This window comes from Pelagibacterium sp., assembly GCF_048264985.1.
Lineage (GTDB): Bacteria > Pseudomonadota > Alphaproteobacteria > Rhizobiales > Devosiaceae > Pelagibacterium.
This window is the reverse complement of record NZ_JBLXCL010000001.1, coordinates 1,817,770-1,836,008: the sequence shown is the minus strand read 5'-3', so window position 1 is coordinate 1,836,008 and position 18,239 is coordinate 1,817,770. Positions and strand designations below refer to the sequence as shown.

Sequence of the window (18,239 nt, the reverse complement as noted above, 5' to 3'; positions counted from 1 at the left end):
GTCCGCGCAAAATGGTGAAAGCGTCAGCTTCTGTCAATTGCGCGTGGATATTGGAGCCCATTGGCCGCTTCCCGGCATGCCACCTAAAGCTTCTCGAGGGACCGAAATTGGGGCAACATCATCAGCGTAGTGTGGGTTTGAGATACCGTTCGCGGTGATACTGTGCATGGGCCGCAAGTGGTGCACATTTTATCCTGGGCTGCGTCATCTTCGCGCGCCGGCCCCAAACTGTTCTGCACAAAGCATGGCCCCAGGTTGCCATAGAGTTATCTATAAGTTTTACCTTATGTCTTCAGGGCAAACAGATGCCCGCCTGAACGTTCGACCCGTCCCGCAAGTTCAAGCTCGAGAAGCAGGATCTGCAGGATCGGTGCCGTGATGCCAGTCGTTTCGATCAACATGTCAGTGGCCGTCGGCGCATGGCTGAGCGCCGTCAGCAGGCGTCCTCGATCATCCTCAGTAGGATCTGAAGAAGCCGCTGCAAAGACAGCGTCTATTGTTTCATTTTCAAACAGTCGAAGACGGGTCGGATCGGCATGGGTTAGCTCGGCAATGATGTCGTGGGCACCAGTCACCAGCTTGGCGCCCTGCTGAATGAGATGATTGCCACCTTCGGCGCGTGGATCGAGCGGAGAGCCGGGAACGGCGAACACCTCGCGATCCTGTTCTAGGGCCAGCCGTGCGGTAATCAGCGAGCCCGAGCGTTTGGCAGCTTCGACGATTACGACACCCAGGCTTATCCCAGCCACAAGCCTGTTGCGGCGGGGGAAATCTCGTGCCCTCGGTTCCCAGCCCAACGGCATTTCAGTGACCAAGGTACCGCCAGCCTCAACGATTGATCTCGCAAGATCGGCGTTTTCGTTAGGATAAATATGATCGAGGCCGCCGGCCATTACGGCGACGGTTCCTGTCTGGAGCGACGCGTGATGAGCTGCCTAGTCGATGCCGCGTGCCAGCCCGGAGACAATTATGTATCCTTGTTGCCCAAGATCGGTAGCCAGCACCTGTGCCATGCGCCGACCAGCGGCCGATGCGTTGCGCGCACCCACGATCCCCACGGTCCTGGTTTCGCCGAGCGCTGTCCCACCCATCACTGTAAGTAGCGGCGGCGGCCCCGCGACGTGCCGCAGATGGGGCGGATAGTCTGGGTCGTTGATCGAAATCAGGCGCGCGCCGATCGCCTCGACGCGCGAGATTTCATCCTCTGCTGCATCCAGACTTGGAATTCTGATTGCTTGTCCGCCGCCGCGCTGCGTTAGCTTGGGCAGTGCATCGAGCGCCGCTTCTGCCGAGCCAAAGCGGTTGACCAGTGTGCGAAATGTTGTCGGCCCGACGTTGTCGGAGCGGATGAGGCGGAGCCAGGAAACGCGCTGGGATGGGGTCAAGCTCGAGCGCGTCATGATTTCTGCCTAGACTCGGGTGGTGTTCTTTTTCCCGCCGACCTTGTTTTCGGTACCAGCGATCAACCGCTTGATGTTTTCCCTGTGAGTAAAGAACAGCACCACGGAAAGTGCAATTGTAACCCAGGTCAATTGTACGCCGGAAAACGCAAAAGCAAACATAGGCGCGGTGGCTGCCGCTGTCAGAGCCGCCAGCGAGGAATAACGCTGGGCGAAAAGGATGAGCAGCCAGGTTGCGCAAAAAATCAGTCCGACTACCCAGTTGAGTGTCAGTAGGATGCCTACATAGGTCGCAACGCCCTTGCCGCCCTTAAATCCAAGCCAGACCGGAAAGATATGACCCAGGAAGGCTGCAACTCCGGCCAGCATCGCGGCTTCGTAGCCCCACAGCCAGTGGGCGATCATTACGGCAACTGCACCTTTGCCAGCATCAAGTAACAACGTCAGCGCTGCAATATCGCGCCGGCCGGTCCGCAGCACATTGGTAGCGCCAATATTGCCTGAACCGATCGTGCGTACGTCGCCCAATCCCGCAGCTCGCGTGACGACCAATCCGAATGGGATGGAGCCAAGCAGATATCCCAATATAAGTGCCAGCGCATATTCGGTCATGCGAAGGCTTCCTCCCTGTAAACGATCTGCCCGCCAACCAGTGTTGCCATGACTTTGCCGGACATGCGGGCACTTTCGAACGTTGTGTTAGTCGAACGCGAGCGGATGGTAGCTTCCTCAACCACCCAGGGATAGTCCGGATCGAAAAGACAGAGATCGGCTTTGCCCCCTTTGGTGATCCGCCCCGCATCTATGCCCAGAATTTCTGCCGGGCGCACTGTCATGGCGCGCAGGATCGTCATAAGGTTTGTATCGCCCGAATGAACCAACCGCATGGCGGCAGCCAAGAGAGTTTCGAGGCCGATCGCTCCGGTTGCCGCATCGGCGAAAGGCTGTCGCTTGCCTTCCGCATCCTGGGCATCATGATCGGAAACGATGACATCTATGGTTCCGTCCTTGAGCGCTTCGACGAGGGCGAGCCTGTCATCTTCTGTGCGCAGCGGCGGGTTGAGCTTGAAGAAGGTTCGATAGGAGCCGACGTCGTTCTCGTTGAGGCATAGATTGTTGATCGAAACACCCACCGAAATTGCCGAGCTCCGCTTTTTGTAGAAAGCTGCCAGCTCTGCTGAACGGGCGGTGGAGATGGCGGCGGCGTGATAGCGCGCTCCCGTCATCAATGCCAATTGCAGGTCGCGATCGAGGGGAATGGTTTCGGCTTCTGATGGTATACCCTTGAGGCCGCGGAAAGTGGCCAGCGGCCCCGCGTTCATCACACCATCAGACACAAGATTGGCGTCGGCCGGAAGATGCATGATGGGCATGTTGAAATTCGTGGCATAGACCATGGCGGCCCGCAGCACGGAGCTGCTCTGGAGCGCCTTGCGCCCTTCGGTGAAACACACAGCCCCGGCCTCCTTGAGAAGCCCGAATTCGGTGAGGTCCTTGCCTTCTGTGTCAGTTGTGATCGCCGCGGTGGGCAGAACGTTGACACAAGTGGTAGCCTGGGCATGGCGGGAGATGAACTCGACCAATGCGCTGTTATCGATTACCGGCTGCGTGTCCGGCATGACCAGGATCGAGGTAACCCCGCCTGCTGCCGCAGCTTGGCCCGCACTCTTGAGCGTTTCGCGATATTCGTGACCTGGTTCGCCCGTGAATACGCGCATGTCGATCAAGCCAGGACCCAGCACGAGACCCTTGGCGTCAATGATATCGGCATTTTCAGGAGCGCCGGGTGCATTGCCGTTGACGATGTCGGCGATCGATCCGTTCTCGACAAGAATGGCGCCGGTGAAATCGGCATTGGTCGCCGGATCAATGATCCGGGCATTGTTGATAAGGAGGGGCTTATTCACCGTTTTCCTCCTTGTTGAGCAGCGCATCGAGCACCGCCATGCGGACGGCGACGCCCATCTCGACTTGCTCGGTAATCACCGATTGCGGGCCATCGGCAATAGCAGGATCGATTTCCACGCCGCGGTTCATCGGTCCGGGATGCATGACCAGGGCGTCGGCGTTGGCTCGGGCCAGTTTGTCGGCATCGAGCCCGTAAAAGCGGTAATATTCTCGCACCGAGGGGATTAGTCGGCCTGAAGCCCGTTCGTTCTGCAGCCGCAGCATCATCACCACGTCTACCCCTTCCAGGCCTTTTTCCATGTCGGTAAACACTTCTGCGGCCATTTGTTCGACGCCGCGAGGCAGCAGGGATTTTGGCGCGATTACACGGGTGCGGGCCTGCATGGCGCCCAGCAGGATGAGATTGGACCGGGCGACGCGCGAATTCGCAATGTCGCCGCAGATCGCCACGGTTAGCCCGTTCAGTCGACCTTTGTGGCGACGAATGGTGAGTGCATCGAGGAGCGCCTGAGTGGGGTGCTCATGAGCGCCGTCACCCGCGTTGAGCACTGCGCACTCGACTTTTTGGCTCAGCAGTTCTACCGCGCCCGACGATCCATGCCGAACGACAATCGCATCAGGCTGCATGGCGTTGAGCGTTGCCGCCGTATCGATAAGGGTCTCACCCTTGGCGACCGATGAGGTTCGCACCGCCATGTTCATGACAGTTGCGCCCAATCGTTTGCCTGCGATTTCGAAACTTGCCTGTGTCCGGGTCGAGTTTTCAAAGAACAGGTTAATCTGCGTTTTGCCTGCAAGGCTTGGCAGCGTTTTGCGCTGGCGCGATATTGGGATCATCGCTTCGGCTCGGTCCAAAAGATCAATGATCTCGACTGGATTGAGCTGGGCGATCCCCAACAAATGCCTGTGACGGAAAGGCAGAAAAGATGCGGATGATGTTTCCGAAGTGTCGGGTTCTGGAGGTGCCATAGGGGTTCCCACTGCGACTAGCGGTGCGTACCCCAAGGCCCGACCAACGGCAAGTCCCTATTGGCGATTTTAGCCGACCGCCCGCCCCGCGAGGAAGATGCCAAGGCCACAGAGCAGCGTTGAAGCGATGCTGGACAGAGTACGAATGTGGTTCCACCAGGTCCAACGGTTCGAATAGTCAGCCCATAATATGCGGGCAGCTTCGGTATCGAGAGGGATCGACTCGCTGCCCAGTGCCTGATTCATGGGCACGTTGATCGCGACGGTGACGCCAAAGGCGCCGATCAAATATGCGAGCGCGGCCAGGCTAAAGACGATGCCGATATCACGCTCACCCATTGAGAGGAAAACGAACGCTGTTAGAATTGCGAATATCGGGGCGCCGAAAAAGTTGGGGAAGAACCAAGGGTTCTGGATCACCGCGTTGATGCGCTGCATGCCATTGATCGCTGAGGCTGGCGCAGCCGCATCGAGACCCCACATCACTGAAACCGAATAGGCAAAGAAGGAGCCGGCCATGATGGCGCTGGTCAAGAGTGCGAGGCCGGTCAGTACGCCCGCAATATAAGTCATGTCGCCCTCCGTTGGTTCGTATCTGTCATACAGGTGTTTTGAGGCGATGGCGGCATCAGAGCTATCGCGCGGATTTTCGATGTCGCCACACCAAAAACGCGCCGCCAAGGCCCAGTAGAAGTTCTGCCGCCATGGCGATCAACAGTCCTGTGCCGGGAAGGCCATCCAATGCTATTGATACACTCCGGGCTGCAGCATAGCTGAGGTATAGCATAGTCGCGATGCCGAGAGAGAGGCTGCGCAAATGGCGCCTGAATGTCCCGACCCCGATGGAGACGCCGACCAGTGCGAGCCAGAGCCCCGGCGAACGCAATTCGTTCGCAAGGTCGACCGACTCCATCAATTCTATGCCGTAGCTGCCGTAAAACGGGGCGGGCATGAAGACCATGCCTGCCCCTATCAATAGCGCAACAGCGCCGGCGAGCGAGAGATAGGCGACTTCGAGCTGTCCCATCACGCTGCCGCCTGCCACGCGCCACCGGCCATCGCACGCTGCAGATACTCGCCAAAATCACGCGGCTCGCGCCCAAGTGCGCGCTGAACGCCGTCGCCTAGCCGTTCATTGCGGCCATCAAACAGTTCCGCGCATATGTTGGCCATGAGATTTGCATCATCTTGACCGACAACGGGCAGCAATGCCGCATGGAACTCCGTAACGCTGAGCGGGACATAGGCCACATCAAGTCCCGAAGCCGCGGAAATTTCCGATGCCGCATCCGCGAACGTCAAAAGTCGTGGCCCTGTCACCTCGTAGATTTCCCCATTGTGCCGGTTGTCGAGCAGTGAGGCGACGGCAACATCGGCGATATCGTCGGCGTCGACGAAGGGCTCAAGCTTGTCACCCGCCGCCATTGCCAAAGTGCCTGAGAGTACCGAGGGCAAAAACATGCCCTCATCGAAGTTCTGGTTAAACCAGCTGGCGCGGACAACAACGTGGTCGAGGCCGCTCTGACGCACCTTGTTTTCGGAAAGCTCGGCTCCGTGTTCGCCGCGGGCCGAGAGCAGCACGATCTTGCGTACCCCTGCGGCCTTGGCTGTGGCTATGAATTGTTCAATGATTTCGGGTGCACCTTGTGCTGCGAGGTCCGGCATAAAACTCACGAAGGCGACCTGAACAGCCTCCAGCGCTTTTGCCCAGCTTTCCGGGTTCTCCCAGTCGAATGATGGGGTCGTGGAGCGCGAAACGGCGCGGTGAGCATGCCCGTGCTCGGCCAAACGGGCGGCGACACGGGAGCCGACCTTGCCGGTTGCGCCGACGACGAGGATTGTTTTTGTGCTTGGCATCGTGTTCTCCGATTGATGACACCGCCAATTTGGAGGTATGATCCCGGACGAACAATGATCTTTTTTACGATTATATTTGCGAATCGTCCAAACTTCTGGACGCTAACGTTTTGTCGGAGTACTTTCGAAAAATGGATGATTGCTTTCAGCCCGTGCCGTTGGCCGATCCGCTTGGCGAAGCTTTGCACATGCTCCGGCTCACCGGGACACTGTATTGCCGTGCGACGATGACGGCCCCTTGGGGGGTCGTTTTGCCCAAACTTGTCGATTCGATGATCTTCCTGATCGTTACGGCGGGGCGTTGCGTCGCAGAAATCGATGGTGAAATCATTGAGCTGTCCGCGGGCACCATGGTGCTTTTGCCGCATGGCGACAGTTTCAGACTTCTCAGTGAGGCAGGCGTGGATGCCGAGCCGTTGTTCGATCTGCCGGTCGAGAAAATCAGTGATCGTTATGAATTGATGACCTATGGCGGCGGTGGCGCGTTGACGCGTGCGATGACAGGCGTTGTGCAGTTCGACACTGTTGCAGGTCAGCGGCTTCTGAGCGTGTTGCCGCGCGTTATACGCATTGATGGCTGGGACGAATCTCTCGGGGATTGGGTGCAAAGCACGCTGGGCCTCATCGCGCGAGAGGCAAGCGCTCTCAGGCCGGGTGGTGAAATCGTCATAACACGGCTTGCCGATATTCTCGTCATCCAGGCCATAAGGGCTTGGCTCGATTCCGCGCCTGACAGCGAACAAGGCTGGCTTGCCGCCTTGCGCGATCCGCAGTTGGGGCGGGCGCTGGTTGCCATTCACCGCTTTCCGCAAACCGACTGGACGCTCGCGCAACTGGCCGCGCAGGCGGGTATGTCACGATCTGCCTTTTCGGCGCGCTTCAGCGAACGCCTCGGGCAATCCGCAATGGCCTATCTCGTGCAATGGAGACTGCATCTGGCACGGGCGCGGCTCATGGAAACCAATGATCCGATGGCTGCGGTGGCGCAACAGGCGGGGTATCAATCGGAAGCCGCGTTCAGCAGGGCCTTCCGGCAGTATTTCGGCAAGCCTCCAGGCGCCGCGCGGCGCTCAGTTGTTGCGTAGCCGATCCAACGCGCCCTGAAGGATGTAACTGGCCGCCAGTTTGTCGACCACTTCGGCCCGCTTCGCGCGCGACAGGTCGGCCTCCAACATTGTGCGGGTGACGGCCATTGTCGACATGCGCTCATCCCAGAACACGATGGGCAGATCTGTTTTTTGCTTGAGATTGCGCACGAATGCCCTGGCCGATTGGGCGCGGGGGCCCTCGCTGCCGTCCATGTTGAGTGGAAGGCCCATTACGATGCCAGTAACGTTGTTCTTGGCGATCAGTTCGACCAAGCGCTCGGCATCGGCGGTGAATTTGCTTCGTTTTATCGTTTCGATCGGAGAGGCCGCCATGCGCAGGGAGTCCGAGATCGCAACACCGATGGTTTTGGTGCCCAGATCGAGTCCCATCAGCTTGCCCGCGGGGTGAAGCTCGGCGAGGGCAAAAGGGGCGTCGGTCATCGTGAGTTTCCTTGCGGAGATCGGTATGTCGGCTTATCAGCAGTTTGTGCCGCACTGGCAAGGAAAATGGTTTTGAGGCTGGGCCCGAAATGAAGATCACCTGGTTTGCCGATATGACCTTTCGCATACAGATTGCAGGGCGAACTATTGTGACCCATGCCGAAGAGGTTCCTCAGGGCATTGACCGGTCCGAACTGATCGCCGGCGCTCAGACCGTAGTTTCCACCCCAAGCTCCGATCTTGCCCAATTCGACTTTTTGAAATGGCGCCCACGCCGCCGTACGCGTCTGATCGACCGGGAGGCAGGCGAGGAGGGGCTTGATCTCTTTGGATTTGGCGCGCGCGGTCTGTTGGTCTATTCCGTCGATGAGGGTGTTCTGGTTCTTGACGAAGCCAGCGCGGGCGCCCAGTGGGACCGGTTTGCGGACAATGGCGTTGTCGTTCTTGCCGGTTCGGGGACTCGGTGCGCGGCGCAAGGCGCTGCCTTGCTCCACATCGCGCGGCCCCGCCTAATTGCACTCGCGGTCAATGATAGCGAAATCGATATTGCGTTCGATGCGCTCGCCGCCGGGCTTGGACAAGCCAGCCTGATCGTGCTCGAACCCAATCTGGCAGTGGAAGTGTAACTAAGGACCGAGCGGGCGCATAAAGCGTTTCGATGGGCGGATTTGCCGATTGCGTTTGTCGGACACCCATTGCTAAAAGCCCATTCAACTCTAAGTTTGCTAGGAGATGGCTATGTCGGTCGACGCCGATACCGTGAGACGCATTGGGCGTCTGGCCCGCATCCGTATTACCGAAGACGAGGTCGCCGCATACGAAGGCGAGCTCAACGCGATTCTCGGGTTTGTCGAACAACTTGATCAGGTCGACGTCGACGGCGTAGAGCCGATGACGTCGGTAACCCCGATGACGCTTCGTCGCCGCGATGATGCTGTGACAGATGGCGGCTATGCCGACCGGATTGTCGCTAATGCTCCAATCTCGGAAGACAATTTCTTTATGGTACCGAAAGTCGTGGAGTAGTCCGTGGCTGCCAGTATTGCCATCGAGACGCCGTTGCAGGACGATGTGCGCGACCTTGTCGCTGCACTCAACGAAACCATGCGCCCGCTTTCTCCCCCCGAGTTCCAGTTCCAGATGACAGTGGAGCAAATGGCCGGTGCGGACACGACCGTGTTTGTCGCTCGCGACGATTCCGGGCGTGCGGTGGGCATGGGTGCGCTTAAAATGGTCGATGGCGAGTTGGCCGAGGTCAAGCGCATGTATACGTTGCCCGAGGTGCGCGGCCAGCGCATCGGAGTCGTACTGCTCGACGCCATCGAGACGCAAGCCCGGCAAAAGGGCGTAAAAACGCTCAAACTCGAAACAGGGAACGTTGCCGGGTTCGAACCTGCCTGGCGGCTCTATGAGCGCGGCGGGTTTACGCGCTGCGGCGCTTTTCTCGATTACCCCGATAGCGAATATTCAGCCTTTTATGAAAAGGCACTGATCTAAGGATTTATCCGTGACTGATCTTACCCGTCTGAGCCTCAAAGCCCTGCGCGATGGCATCGCTGCCAAGGAGTTTACTGCGCTCGAAGCCACCGATTCCTATGTTTCCGCCATTGAGGCCGGGAATGACAAGCTTAATGCCTATGTGGCCGTCACCGCAAATCAGGCGCGTGAAATGGCAAAGGCGTCAGATGCGAAAATCGCCTCGGGCGACAATGGTATGCTTGAAGGCGTTCCTTTGGGCATCAAGGATCTGTTTGCGACCAAGGGTGTCCATACCCAGGCTGCCAGCCATATTCTCGATGGCTTCAAGCCCGAATATGAATCCACTGTCACCGCGCATCTTTGGGCGGATGGCGCGGTTATGCTGGGCAAGCTCAATATGGATGAGTTTGCCATGGGGTCATCCAACGAAACTTCCTATTACGGCCCGGTGGTAAACCCTTGGCGCGGCGAGAGCGACAACAAGGACTTGGTGCCGGGAGGGTCCTCAGGCGGTTCGGCTGCTGCGGTTTCCGCGTGGCTCTGCGCTGGCGCAACCGCTACTGACACTGGCGGATCGATCCGGCAGCCCGCAGCTTTTACCGGCACAGTTGGCATCAAGCCGACTTACGGCCGCTGCTCGCGCTGGGGCACTGTCGCTTTCGCGTCCTCGCTCGACCAGGCTGGCCCCATCGCGCGCACAGTCGAGGACACGGCGCTGATGTTGCAGTCCATGGCCGGGTTCGACCCCAAGGATTCCACTTCAGTGGATATGGCGGTTCCTGACTTCGCAGCTGCGGTCGAACGCGGCGTCAAGGGCATGACCATTGGCGTTCCCGCCGAATACCGTATGGACGGAATGCCCGAAGAGATCGAAAAACTCTGGAGTCAGGGTCTCGAGTGGCTCAAGGCCGAGGGTGCAATGGTCAGGGACATATCCCTTCCGCACACGAAGTATGCGCTGCCAGCCTACTACATCGTGGCGCCGGCCGAAGCGTCTTCCAATCTGGCGCGCTATGATGGCGTCAAATACGGACTGCGGGTTTCTGGCAAAGACATCACCGACATGTACGAGATGACCCGGGCCGAAGGGTTTGGCCGCGAGGTCAAGCGCCGGGTTATGATCGGAACCTATGTGCTTTCGGCTGGCTATTACGATGCCTACTACGTCCGCGCTCAGAAGGTCCGGACGCTGATCAAGCGCGATTTCGAGGACGCCTTCAACGCAGGTGTCGATGCAATCCTGACCCCTGCCACACCGTCTGCGGCCTTTGGCATAGCTGATCAGGAGCTGCATGCAGATCCCGTCAAGATGTACCTCAACGACATCTTCACAGTTACCGTCAACATGGCCGGGCTGCCAGGAATCGCAGTTCCAGCAGGCAAGGACGGGCAGGGGCTTCCGCTCGGGTTGCAACTCATCGGAAAGCCGTTCGACGAAGAAACGCTATTCGCTGCCGGTCGCGTCATCGAGAAAAGCGCAGCTCTCGATCTTGGTCCTGCCAAATGGTGGTGATGACCCAAAGGCAGCTTGAAGAGCTGATCCTTGAAAAAAAGCCGATCGAAAATGCCGATCTCTCGTCCATTGATTGGACCGATCTTCCCGATGGCGCACTTCATGCGCGCCATTGCGTGTTTCGCGATGCCCATTTGACGGATGCCGAACTGGCTGGCGCGAAATTTGAAAATTGCAGTTTCGAGCTTGCCCGCTTTGGCGGTGCGAATTTCACTGACGCCAGTTTTTCAAACTGCTCGTTTTTTGACTCGGAGACCCGTGAAGGCTGTGATTTTTCCCGCGCCGATTTCGAAGGTGCGACATTCGATAACTGCAATTTGGCGACGTCGAAATTTGGCCTGGCGAGCCTTTTCGATACCACCTTCAAACACTGCAAGGCGGCGGGGTGCGATTTCGAAGACGCACGCTTTGGAAAGGCATCGGGCCGCGTATCGGTTTCGCGCGTACGTTTCATCGGCTCGCAACTGGATATGTCCAGTTTTCGGCAGGCCCGGCTCGACGATTGCGTATTTTCGGAGTGCAGTCTGCGTCAGTCGGATCTGCGCCAGACGACGCTGTCGAGCGCAGACCTGCGTGGTTCGGATCTGTCGGAGGCCAACCTCAACGGCGCCATACTCGACAATGCCGATTTGCGCGACGCCACGCTTCTTGGGCTCGATGTTACACAGCTTGCGAGCTTCGAGGGGATGAAGGTTTCCGCCGATCAGTTGACCGATCTCGTAAGACCATTGGGCATCAGGGTCTTTCCGCGCGGGCGTTGAACCATCATGTTGCACTCGGCGTCCTTAGCGGCTAACTGACGTCTTCATCTGCTTTCTGGTATTTTTTGAAATCCATGTCTGACATCTTCACCACACTCGATTGGTCCGCACCACCTAAAGACCTCAGCATGCCTTTGCAGGCGCTTTGGTGGATCAGGAAGGGCGAGTTTCGCATGGGCCCTGAATGGGAAGAGGCTCATCGTATCGTTCAGCAGATGGAAGGTGTTGAATCCTTTGATTGGGTTCATGCTCTTCTACACTGGATAGAAGCTGACATGGGCAATGCCGATTACTGGTATCGCCGGTCCGGCAAACGCCGCACAGCGCCATCGGTTTCTCAGGAATGGGAACACATGGCAATGATGCTCTCGGACGCGCCAAGGCATTAGCCAAAACTTATCCCCCCACTCAAATCCGCCCCCATACTCTCTCACGAACCCGCTTTTATGGACGCAAGCGCAACGAACGTTTGGGCGGGCTTGGTTCGGGTTCCTTGCGGGTCGCTGCAGGGAAGGCCCAAACGTCACGAGCGCTGGACGGCGCGAACCGGCCGCCTGATCTCGATTGAGACTGGCGCGATATTGCTAGCGCCGTCGTACTCTCGAAAGGGAGAAGGGATTGACCCTGGCCTTTGAAGGGCGACTAAGCCAAAAATCCCGGATGCATGGGGCAATGATCGCTTCATATAAAAACTAAAAAATGCGGAGCGTTCATCGCCCCATGCCGTCTTTGACTTTTCATCAGCCGCGGTCCGATGGGCCGGCGGGCGTTTTGTTGCGCCGGCCCCGGGATTTCTCAGCGGTTGTCCAATTGGCCGCGCACCAGCGCTATGCCCCTGCGGGTTATTCGATACGGGCCTCCCTGCTGAGAGGCAATCGTCTTGCGGCGGCGCAGCCTCTTAAACAGTGCCATATCGCATTGGGTCATGCGCCAGCCATCCCTGTTGTAACACTCTATATCGGCGATTTTGCCGTGTGAGTCCTTGAGGGGTTGGATGAAGCCGCCTTGGGCCAGCGCGTGCAACACGCGCTGTTCGTCTCGGGAAATGTCCATGAAAGTCTGTCTGTCGATGAGGCGGTCAAACCGCCGGTCAAACGAAACCGTGCCACCCGCATTACGCCAGGAGGTCGGTAGGTTCGATTTTTCAGCCCAGCCAGATTTGGCCGGGCCTCAGCGGAGCTCAGACAGATTACACATAAGACATTTGCTTATGCCCGCGGCGTCCAGAAGGCAAGAGGATCGAACGGGACGGTTGAAAAACATCGGCCGTCGATGCACACCTGCATCACAGAATAAAGAGGAATACCGCAATGACCGCGACGAAACTGCCTGCCGATTGTGAGACCAAGGATGACGTGCGCGCTGAGATCGACCGGATCGATCATGCGCTGATCGAACTTTTTGCCGAGCGGCATGGCTATGTCACACGCATGGCGGAAATCAAGACCGACCCACATGAAGCCAATGATCCGGCCCGTATCGAGGCGATTGTTTCCAAGCGCCGGGCTCAGGCTCTGGACCTTGATCTCGATGAAGATCAAATCGAATTGCTCTGGCGCACATTAATTGACTGGAACATCAACTATGAAAAGGGCATCATCATTGCCCGGAACCGGAAAAAATAGAGCGCCCAAGGAAATGCTCGACAATCTGATCCTCCGCCGCGCCTCGATCGCCGAAGCTGACAAGCTCGGAATGCTCGCATTTGCGTCGTGGGATTCGAGCATGTGCCATATTATCAGCCCCGAATCTGAAGATGGTGAAGCCGCAGAGCGTGCGGCGCTTGAGCTATCGTTTCAATTATTCTGCATCACCGCGTGTGATGCCATTACTGTTGCCGACAACGACGGTGAGCTTGTGGGCTGGGGAGCTCGTGAGCCATTGAGCGACTATATTTCCGATCTCTGGGTCACGCCGTCCCACCAGCGCAACGGTATCGGTCGTGCACTTCTGGCCGCGGTCGAGCAGGATATATTTCGTGCCGGCCACGATATCGCAGTGCTTGAAACACATGCTGAGAACGGCGGTGCCATCCGGTTCTATGCCCGTGAGGGGTATGGGATCGTCTGGCGGGGGGTGAAGTTTTCGCGCTTGCTGGGCCAGCGCGTCGAAAAAGTACGCATGGAAAAGCAACTCGTGGTCAGTGCCCACTAGCCTCTCGGCGGCAATTGATTTATTCCCCACATCATATTTTCGCGCACACTAGCGCCTGAGCAATCAAGCAGGTTTTTGCCTCCATGACACTCGTCGACACACGTACACCCACCCCGAAATATTTCATCTCCGGCGCCACGGGCGATTGGGAAATGGTCATCGGAATGGAGGTGCATGCTCAGGTAACCTCGGAATCTAAGCTTTTCTCCGGCTCGTCGACGGAATTCGGCAATCCACCCAACTCAAATGTCTCGTTCATTGATGCCGCCATGCCTGGCATGCTGCCGGTCATCAATGAGGAATGCGTGCGCCAGGCTGTGCGTACCGGGTTGGGACTCAAGGCTCAGATCAACAAACGTTCGGTATTCGATCGCAAGAATTACTTTTATCCCGACCTGCCTCAGGGCTATCAGATTTCCCAGTTCAAGGATCCCATAGTGGGTGAGGGCAAGGTTATGCTCGATCTTGGCGAGGATGGTGAAGTCGAAATCGGTATAGAGCGCTTGCATCTCGAACAGGATGCCGGCAAGTCGATCCACGATCAGCACCCTAATATGAGCTTTGTGGACCTTAATCGGTCCGGCGTTGCGCTGATGGAAATTGTGTCCAAGCCGGATTTGCGGTCGTCGGACGAGGCGAGGGCCTATCTGACCAAGCTCCGCACAATTCTGCGCTATCTTGGCACCTGCGATGGCAATATGGAGCAGGGTTCCATGCGCGCAGACATTAACGTTTCGGTTCGCCGCCCGGGCGGGGAGTTCGGTACGCGGTGCGAGATCAAGAACGTTAACTCGGTTCGCTTTGCCGGACAGGCTATCGAATATGAGGCCCGCCGACAGATCGACATTCTTGAGGATGGAGGATCGATAGATCAGGAGACGCGCCTTTACGACCCCAAGACCGGCACCACCCGATCAATGCGATCTAAGGAAGAAGCACACGATTACCGCTACTTCCCCGATCCTGATCTGTTGCCACTCGAATTCGATGATGCGTTTATCTCCAAGCTGGCCGAAAACCTGCCGGAACTTCCCGATGAGAAGGGCGCGCGTTTGGTCAAGGATTACGGCGTAACGGCTTACGACGCCTCTGTTCTGGTCTCTGATCGTCGCTATGCCGACTTCTATGAGAATGTTGCCAAAGGCCGCGATGGCAAGCTGGCTGCCAACTGGGTCATCAACGAGTTCTTCGGGCGATTGTCCAAGGAAGGTCTGTCGATCGATGAAAGTCCGATGGACGCAGATCAGCTTGGCGGCATCGTTGACCTGATCTCGAACGGCGAGATTTCAGGCAAGATTGCCAAGGACTTGTTTGAGATTGTTTGGAATGAAGGCGGCGATCCGGCCAAACTCGTCGAATCGCGCGGCATGAAACAGGTGTCCGATACGGGCGCTATCGAGAAGATTGTCGATGAGATTATTTCCGGCAATCCCGGACAGGTTGAAGCCGTCAAAACAAAGCCTGGCCTTTTGGGCTGGTTTGTCGGGCAGGTCATGAAACAGACCGGCGGCAAGGCCAACCCGCAAGCCGTCAATGAGATACTTAGGGCCAAGTTGGAACTCGAATAGTTCCGACCGTTCCAGCCGGCAGATCATCCTCATGGATTGATCTGCCGCAAGGGCGGCTCAATTGTGGGAACGGAGGCACTGGGATCATCGTTGGTAGGAAAAGGAGGTCGCCATGACTAATCCGCCGCCCGACAATCCCATCCCCAATCCTGACCCTGTTCCACCGATTCCAGGCCCCAAGCCAGACCCTGTTCCGCCACCGCCAGATAGTCCGATCCCAGATCCGTCTGATCCGGTTCCGCGTCCTCCGGAGCCGGAAATTCCGCCCAACCCTGGCGACCCTGTTCAACCGATTCGGAGTTAGCCGGCGGAGCGCGAGCGCATGCCGATCCACCTTGGCAAGCGGCCATCGATCATCAAGAGTCCGATGAAGATGGCCAGCATGCCGAGAAGGTGTGTGGGCAAAATGATTTCCCCGAGCAGCACGAACCCGAATATGATCGCAGACACCGGTGCTATGAAGGTGACTGTAGAGAAATTTGTAGCGCCGATCCGGGGGAGGATGCGGTACATGATGATGAAGGTGAATGTCGTGGCCACCAATCCTATGCCCAAGGCTGCGAGCCAAGTTTCGGGAAGTGTAATAGTGGGCGCGCCTTCAAAGAAAATTGCAATCACAGCGGAACTGAGGCCCGCCCCTGACATTGCAATGACCGCGAATGCTGTCGGCTCGACCGACTTGAAGCTGCGCGTTATGTTGAGTGACAATGCGTAGCAGACGGTTGCGCCCAAGCATGCGGCAATGGCCCACAATTGGGAGTTTCCGCCCTCGGCCAGCGCGGGCGAAGCCAAGATTGCCACGCCAGTAAATCCGCAGATGACGCCCACGAACTTGAGGGTGCTTGCCCGCTCTCCGTCCCGGAAAAAAAGTGAAATAATCACTGTCATTATCGGCGTAAGCGCGTTGATGATGGCGGCGACGCCGCTGGCAAGACTGCCCTGAGCCAATGGATAAAGGGCAAACGGGATTGAGTAGGCCAACCATCCAAGCATGCCCAGCTTTATCCAAAGCATGGGATCGCGCGGCAATTGCTTGCGCATCACGAATAAGGCCACCCAGCATCCCAGCGCGCCGATGCAGACTCGCAGCGCCGAAACCCATAACGGTCCCAGTTCTCGGATAAGGATTGCATTGAAAATAAAGGAAAAACCCCAGATTCCGCCGAGGAGGAGAATCCAGAACCAGTCGCGCGTTGCCATGATTTTATGCCCATGAGTCGGGTTGTGGACGCTACGCCTTTGCTGGCGTGTTGTCGAAGCAGTTCTAGAAATGACGCATATCAAATCGGGTGATGTCAGCGACCCGTTTTTGACACTACCCGTTATAGGTGATCTGGCCCGACGCCAGCATTTCCAGCGCCTTTGGGTAGAGTTTGTGCTCTTCTATCAGGATACGCGCGGCAAGAGATTCAGCAGTGTCGTCCGGGCGGACGGGAACTCGGGCTTGGGCAATGGCCGGGCCCTCATCAAGACCTGGTGTCACAAAATGAACAGTACAGCCGGCTTCCGATACGCCATCTGCTATTGCCCGCGCATGAGTATCAAGGCCCTTGTAGGCCGGCAGCAGCGAGGGATGGATGTTAATGGCTCTGCCAAGCCAGCGTTCAGTAAATTGCGGTGTCAGGATTCTCATGAAGCCGGCAAGGCAGATGAAATCCACAGCCCAGTTTTCGAGAATTTTCGTCAATGCATTCTCGAAGTCGAGGCGACTATCGAAGCTGCTTTGTGCGAGACTTGCCGTCTGAATACCATCGGCGCTGGCCGTTCCAAGCCCTGCCGCCGCCGCGCGATTGGAAAAAACCCCTACGATCTCGGCGGGATAGTCAGCGGCTTTGGCAGCCTTGATCAATGCCGTCATGTTCGAACCACGACCGGAAATCAGCACCGCAACACGCTTTTTGCGAGTCATAGTGAGAGGGCGCCACTAAACTCGACTGCATCGCCGCTGCGCTCGATCAGTTCGCCGATGACGTTTGCGGCTTCCCCATGGCTCTCGAGTTTGGCAATCAAAGAATCGGCATCCTGTGCATCCACCGCAACCAGCATACCAACGCCGCAGTTGAACGTCCGGAGCATTTCGCGCTCTGCGATGCCGCCCTGCTTTGCCAGCCAGCCGAACACTTTGGGCGCCGACACCGCATCAAGATCCACACGGGCCGCCAGCGTAGAGGGCAGTACGCGGGGGATGTTCTCTTGAAAGCCTCCGCCAGTGATGTGAGCAAGCGCCTTGATGTTGTGGCCGGACTTGATGGCATCGAGCAACGGTTTGACGTAGATCTTGGTGGGTGTCAGCAACGCGGCACCCAAGGTGGTTTCCGGTGCGAAGGGTGCGGGGTCAGTCCATCCGAGACCAGACATGGCAACGATTTTGCGCACCAGCGAATAGCCGTTGGAATGAACACCCGAAGAGGCTATGGCGACCAGCTTGTCACCAGGACCGATGCCCTTGCGTGGCAGGAGCGTGCCACGTTCCGCTGCGCCAACCGCAAATCCGGCAAGGTCGTAATCGCCGCCATGATACATGCCTGGCATCTCGGCGGTTTCGCCCCCGATCAATGCGCATCCAGCCTGTCGGCAGCCTTCGGCAATACCTTCGACGATCGCCGTGCCCTGCGCGACATCTAGAGCTCCAGTAGCGAAGTAATCGAGGAAAAACAGCGGCTCTGCGCCCTGAACCACAAGGTCGTTGACGCACATGGCAACGAGATCGATGCCCACGGTATCGTGGATACCCGCTTCGATGGCGATCCTCAATTTTGTGCCTACGCCATCATTGGCTGCGACAAGCACGGGATCTGAAAATCCGGCAGCCCTGAGGTCGAACAGCCCGCCGAACCCCCCGATCTCTCCATCTGCACCGGAGCGACGAGTCGATTTGACAGCCGGCTTTATGGCCTCAACCAGAGCATTTCCGGCGTCAATATCGACTCCGGCTTGCTTGTACGAAAGGCCATTCGAGGGCAGATTTGCATCGTTGGACATATGAATACGCCATCCCCGGAGAGTCGCCCTAATGTGAGGCGACGTCAGATTAACGTTGATCGGGCCGGTTGGCCTCTATATTTCGAAAGGCTGATACCGGCTCACAACGCTACACGCAA

21 protein-coding genes and 1 pseudogene are annotated in these 18,239 nt (G+C 57.6%); 10 read left to right on the top strand and 12 right to left on the bottom strand.

The features are described 5' to 3' along the window. Positions 1–284: 284 nt before the first annotated feature. The 7 genes and pseudogenes from dprA to ACN0TA_RS08905 form a co-directional block, all read right to left on the bottom strand. Positions 285–1,400, bottom strand: a pseudogene (gene dprA / locus ACN0TA_RS08935) (DNA-processing protein DprA). Between the two features lie 9 nt (positions 1,401–1,409). After that, on the bottom strand, positions 1,410–2,012 hold the full coding sequence (gene plsY / locus ACN0TA_RS08930) for a glycerol-3-phosphate 1-O-acyltransferase PlsY (RefSeq protein WP_417581890.1): 603 nt from the start codon (positions 2,010–2,012) through the stop codon (positions 1,410–1,412). Next, positions 2,009–3,307 carry a dihydroorotase gene (pyrC, locus tag ACN0TA_RS08925; protein ID WP_417581888.1) on the bottom strand — a complete coding sequence of 433 codons (1,299 nt, stop codon included), beginning with the start codon at positions 3,305–3,307 and terminating at the stop codon, positions 2,009–2,011. Before pyrC ends, plsY begins: the two co-directional genes overlap by 4 nt. Beyond that, positions 3,300–4,277 (bottom strand): aspartate carbamoyltransferase catalytic subunit, encoded by a 978-nt coding sequence (locus ACN0TA_RS08920; protein WP_417581886.1) that lies wholly within the window; start codon positions 4,275–4,277, stop codon positions 3,300–3,302. Before ACN0TA_RS08920 ends, pyrC begins: the two co-directional genes overlap by 8 nt. A 69-nt stretch (positions 4,278–4,346) precedes the next feature. Continuing rightward, positions 4,347–4,850, bottom strand: coding sequence for a DUF1772 domain-containing protein (locus ACN0TA_RS08915; protein WP_417581884.1), 504 nt, complete (start codon positions 4,848–4,850; stop codon positions 4,347–4,349). Between the two features lie 61 nt (positions 4,851–4,911). Beyond that, positions 4,912–5,304 carry a DUF4345 domain-containing protein gene (locus ACN0TA_RS08910; RefSeq protein WP_417581882.1) on the bottom strand — a complete coding sequence of 131 codons (393 nt, stop codon included), beginning with the start codon at positions 5,302–5,304 and terminating at the stop codon, positions 4,912–4,914. Further along, positions 5,304–6,134, bottom strand: a complete 831-nt coding sequence (locus ACN0TA_RS08905) for an NAD(P)H-binding protein (RefSeq protein WP_417581880.1) — start codon at positions 6,132–6,134, stop codon at positions 5,304–5,306. The genes ACN0TA_RS08910 and ACN0TA_RS08905 overlap by 1 nt, the downstream gene beginning before the upstream one ends. A 131-nt stretch (positions 6,135–6,265) precedes the next feature. Here ACN0TA_RS08905 and ACN0TA_RS08900 point away from each other — a divergent pair, with 131 nt between their 5' ends. Further along, complete coding sequence (locus ACN0TA_RS08900; protein ID WP_417581878.1) at positions 6,266–7,219, top strand: AraC family transcriptional regulator; 954 nt, start codon at positions 6,266–6,268, stop codon at positions 7,217–7,219. Here the strand turns inward: ACN0TA_RS08900 and ruvX are convergent. Beyond that, positions 7,205–7,663, bottom strand: coding sequence for a Holliday junction resolvase RuvX (gene ruvX / locus ACN0TA_RS08895; RefSeq protein ID WP_417581876.1), 459 nt, complete (start codon positions 7,661–7,663; stop codon positions 7,205–7,207). The genes ACN0TA_RS08900 and ruvX overlap by 15 nt on opposite strands. A gap of 89 nt (positions 7,664–7,752) precedes the next feature. Between ruvX and ACN0TA_RS08890 the strand changes: the two genes are divergently transcribed. The 6 genes from ACN0TA_RS08890 to ACN0TA_RS08865 all read left to right on the top strand — a co-directional run bounded on the left by ACN0TA_RS08890 (position 7,753) and on the right by ACN0TA_RS08865 (position 11,805). After that, the gene (locus ACN0TA_RS08890; RefSeq protein ID WP_417581874.1) at positions 7,753–8,289 is read left to right on the top strand and encodes a hypothetical protein; all 537 of its coding nucleotides are present in this window, start codon (positions 7,753–7,755) and stop codon (positions 8,287–8,289) included. A 112-nt stretch (positions 8,290–8,401) separates the two neighbouring features. Further along, positions 8,402–8,689 (top strand): Asp-tRNA(Asn)/Glu-tRNA(Gln) amidotransferase subunit GatC, encoded by a 288-nt coding sequence (gene gatC, locus ACN0TA_RS08885; RefSeq protein ID WP_417581872.1) that lies wholly within the window; start codon positions 8,402–8,404, stop codon positions 8,687–8,689. Between the two features lie 3 nt (positions 8,690–8,692). Then, a complete protein-coding gene (locus ACN0TA_RS08880; RefSeq protein ID WP_417581870.1) occupies positions 8,693–9,160 on the top strand; it encodes a GNAT family N-acetyltransferase in 468 nt (155 codons plus the stop codon). 10 nt (positions 9,161–9,170) lie between these two features. Continuing rightward, the gene (gene gatA, locus ACN0TA_RS08875) at positions 9,171–10,655 is read left to right on the top strand and encodes an Asp-tRNA(Asn)/Glu-tRNA(Gln) amidotransferase subunit GatA (RefSeq protein WP_417581868.1); all 1,485 of its coding nucleotides are present in this window, start codon (positions 9,171–9,173) and stop codon (positions 10,653–10,655) included. Beyond that, positions 10,655–11,416, top strand: coding sequence for a pentapeptide repeat-containing protein (locus ACN0TA_RS08870; RefSeq protein ID WP_417581866.1), 762 nt, complete (start codon positions 10,655–10,657; stop codon positions 11,414–11,416). Before gatA ends, ACN0TA_RS08870 begins: the two co-directional genes overlap by 1 nt. Before the next feature lie 74 nt (positions 11,417–11,490). After that, complete coding sequence (locus ACN0TA_RS08865; RefSeq protein WP_417581864.1) at positions 11,491–11,805, top strand: hypothetical protein; 315 nt, start codon at positions 11,491–11,493, stop codon at positions 11,803–11,805. A 406-nt stretch (positions 11,806–12,211) separates the two neighbouring features. Here ACN0TA_RS08865 and ACN0TA_RS08860 read toward each other — a convergent pair whose 3' ends face one another. Continuing rightward, positions 12,212–12,469: a YjhX family toxin gene (locus ACN0TA_RS08860; RefSeq protein WP_417581862.1), complete on the bottom strand. Its 258-nt coding sequence runs from the start codon at positions 12,467–12,469 to the stop codon at positions 12,212–12,214. 257 nt (positions 12,470–12,726) lie between these two features. On the opposite strand from ACN0TA_RS08860, the gene ACN0TA_RS08855 reads away from it, so the two are divergent. The 3 genes from ACN0TA_RS08855 (at position 12,727) to gatB (ending at position 15,138) form a co-directional block, all read left to right on the top strand. Next, a complete protein-coding gene (locus tag ACN0TA_RS08855; protein ID WP_417581860.1) occupies positions 12,727–13,041 on the top strand; it encodes a chorismate mutase in 315 nt (104 codons plus the stop codon). Positions 13,042–13,054: 13 nt separating this feature from the next. Continuing rightward, entirely contained in the window at positions 13,055–13,570 is a 516-nt protein-coding gene (locus tag ACN0TA_RS08850) for a GNAT family N-acetyltransferase (RefSeq protein WP_417581858.1), read from the top strand. A gap of 83 nt (positions 13,571–13,653) precedes the next feature. Beyond that, positions 13,654–15,138, top strand: a complete 1,485-nt coding sequence (gene gatB, locus ACN0TA_RS08845) for an Asp-tRNA(Asn)/Glu-tRNA(Gln) amidotransferase subunit GatB (RefSeq protein ID WP_417581856.1) — start codon at positions 13,654–13,656, stop codon at positions 15,136–15,138. A 300-nt stretch (positions 15,139–15,438) separates the two neighbouring features. Here gatB and ACN0TA_RS08840 read toward each other — a convergent pair whose 3' ends face one another. From ACN0TA_RS08840 to purM, 3 genes are all read right to left on the bottom strand, one after another. Next, positions 15,439–16,338, bottom strand: a complete 900-nt coding sequence (locus tag ACN0TA_RS08840) for a DMT family transporter (RefSeq protein ID WP_417581854.1) — start codon at positions 16,336–16,338, stop codon at positions 15,439–15,441. 115 nt (positions 16,339–16,453) lie between these two features. Further along, positions 16,454–17,047, bottom strand: a complete 594-nt coding sequence (gene purN, locus ACN0TA_RS08835; protein ID WP_417581852.1) for a phosphoribosylglycinamide formyltransferase — start codon at positions 17,045–17,047, stop codon at positions 16,454–16,456. Further along, positions 17,044–18,120 carry a phosphoribosylformylglycinamidine cyclo-ligase gene (purM, locus tag ACN0TA_RS08830; protein WP_417581850.1) on the bottom strand — a complete coding sequence of 359 codons (1,077 nt, stop codon included), beginning with the start codon at positions 18,118–18,120 and terminating at the stop codon, positions 17,044–17,046. The genes purN and purM overlap by 4 nt, the downstream gene beginning before the upstream one ends. Between the last annotated feature and the right edge of the window lie 119 nt (positions 18,121–18,239).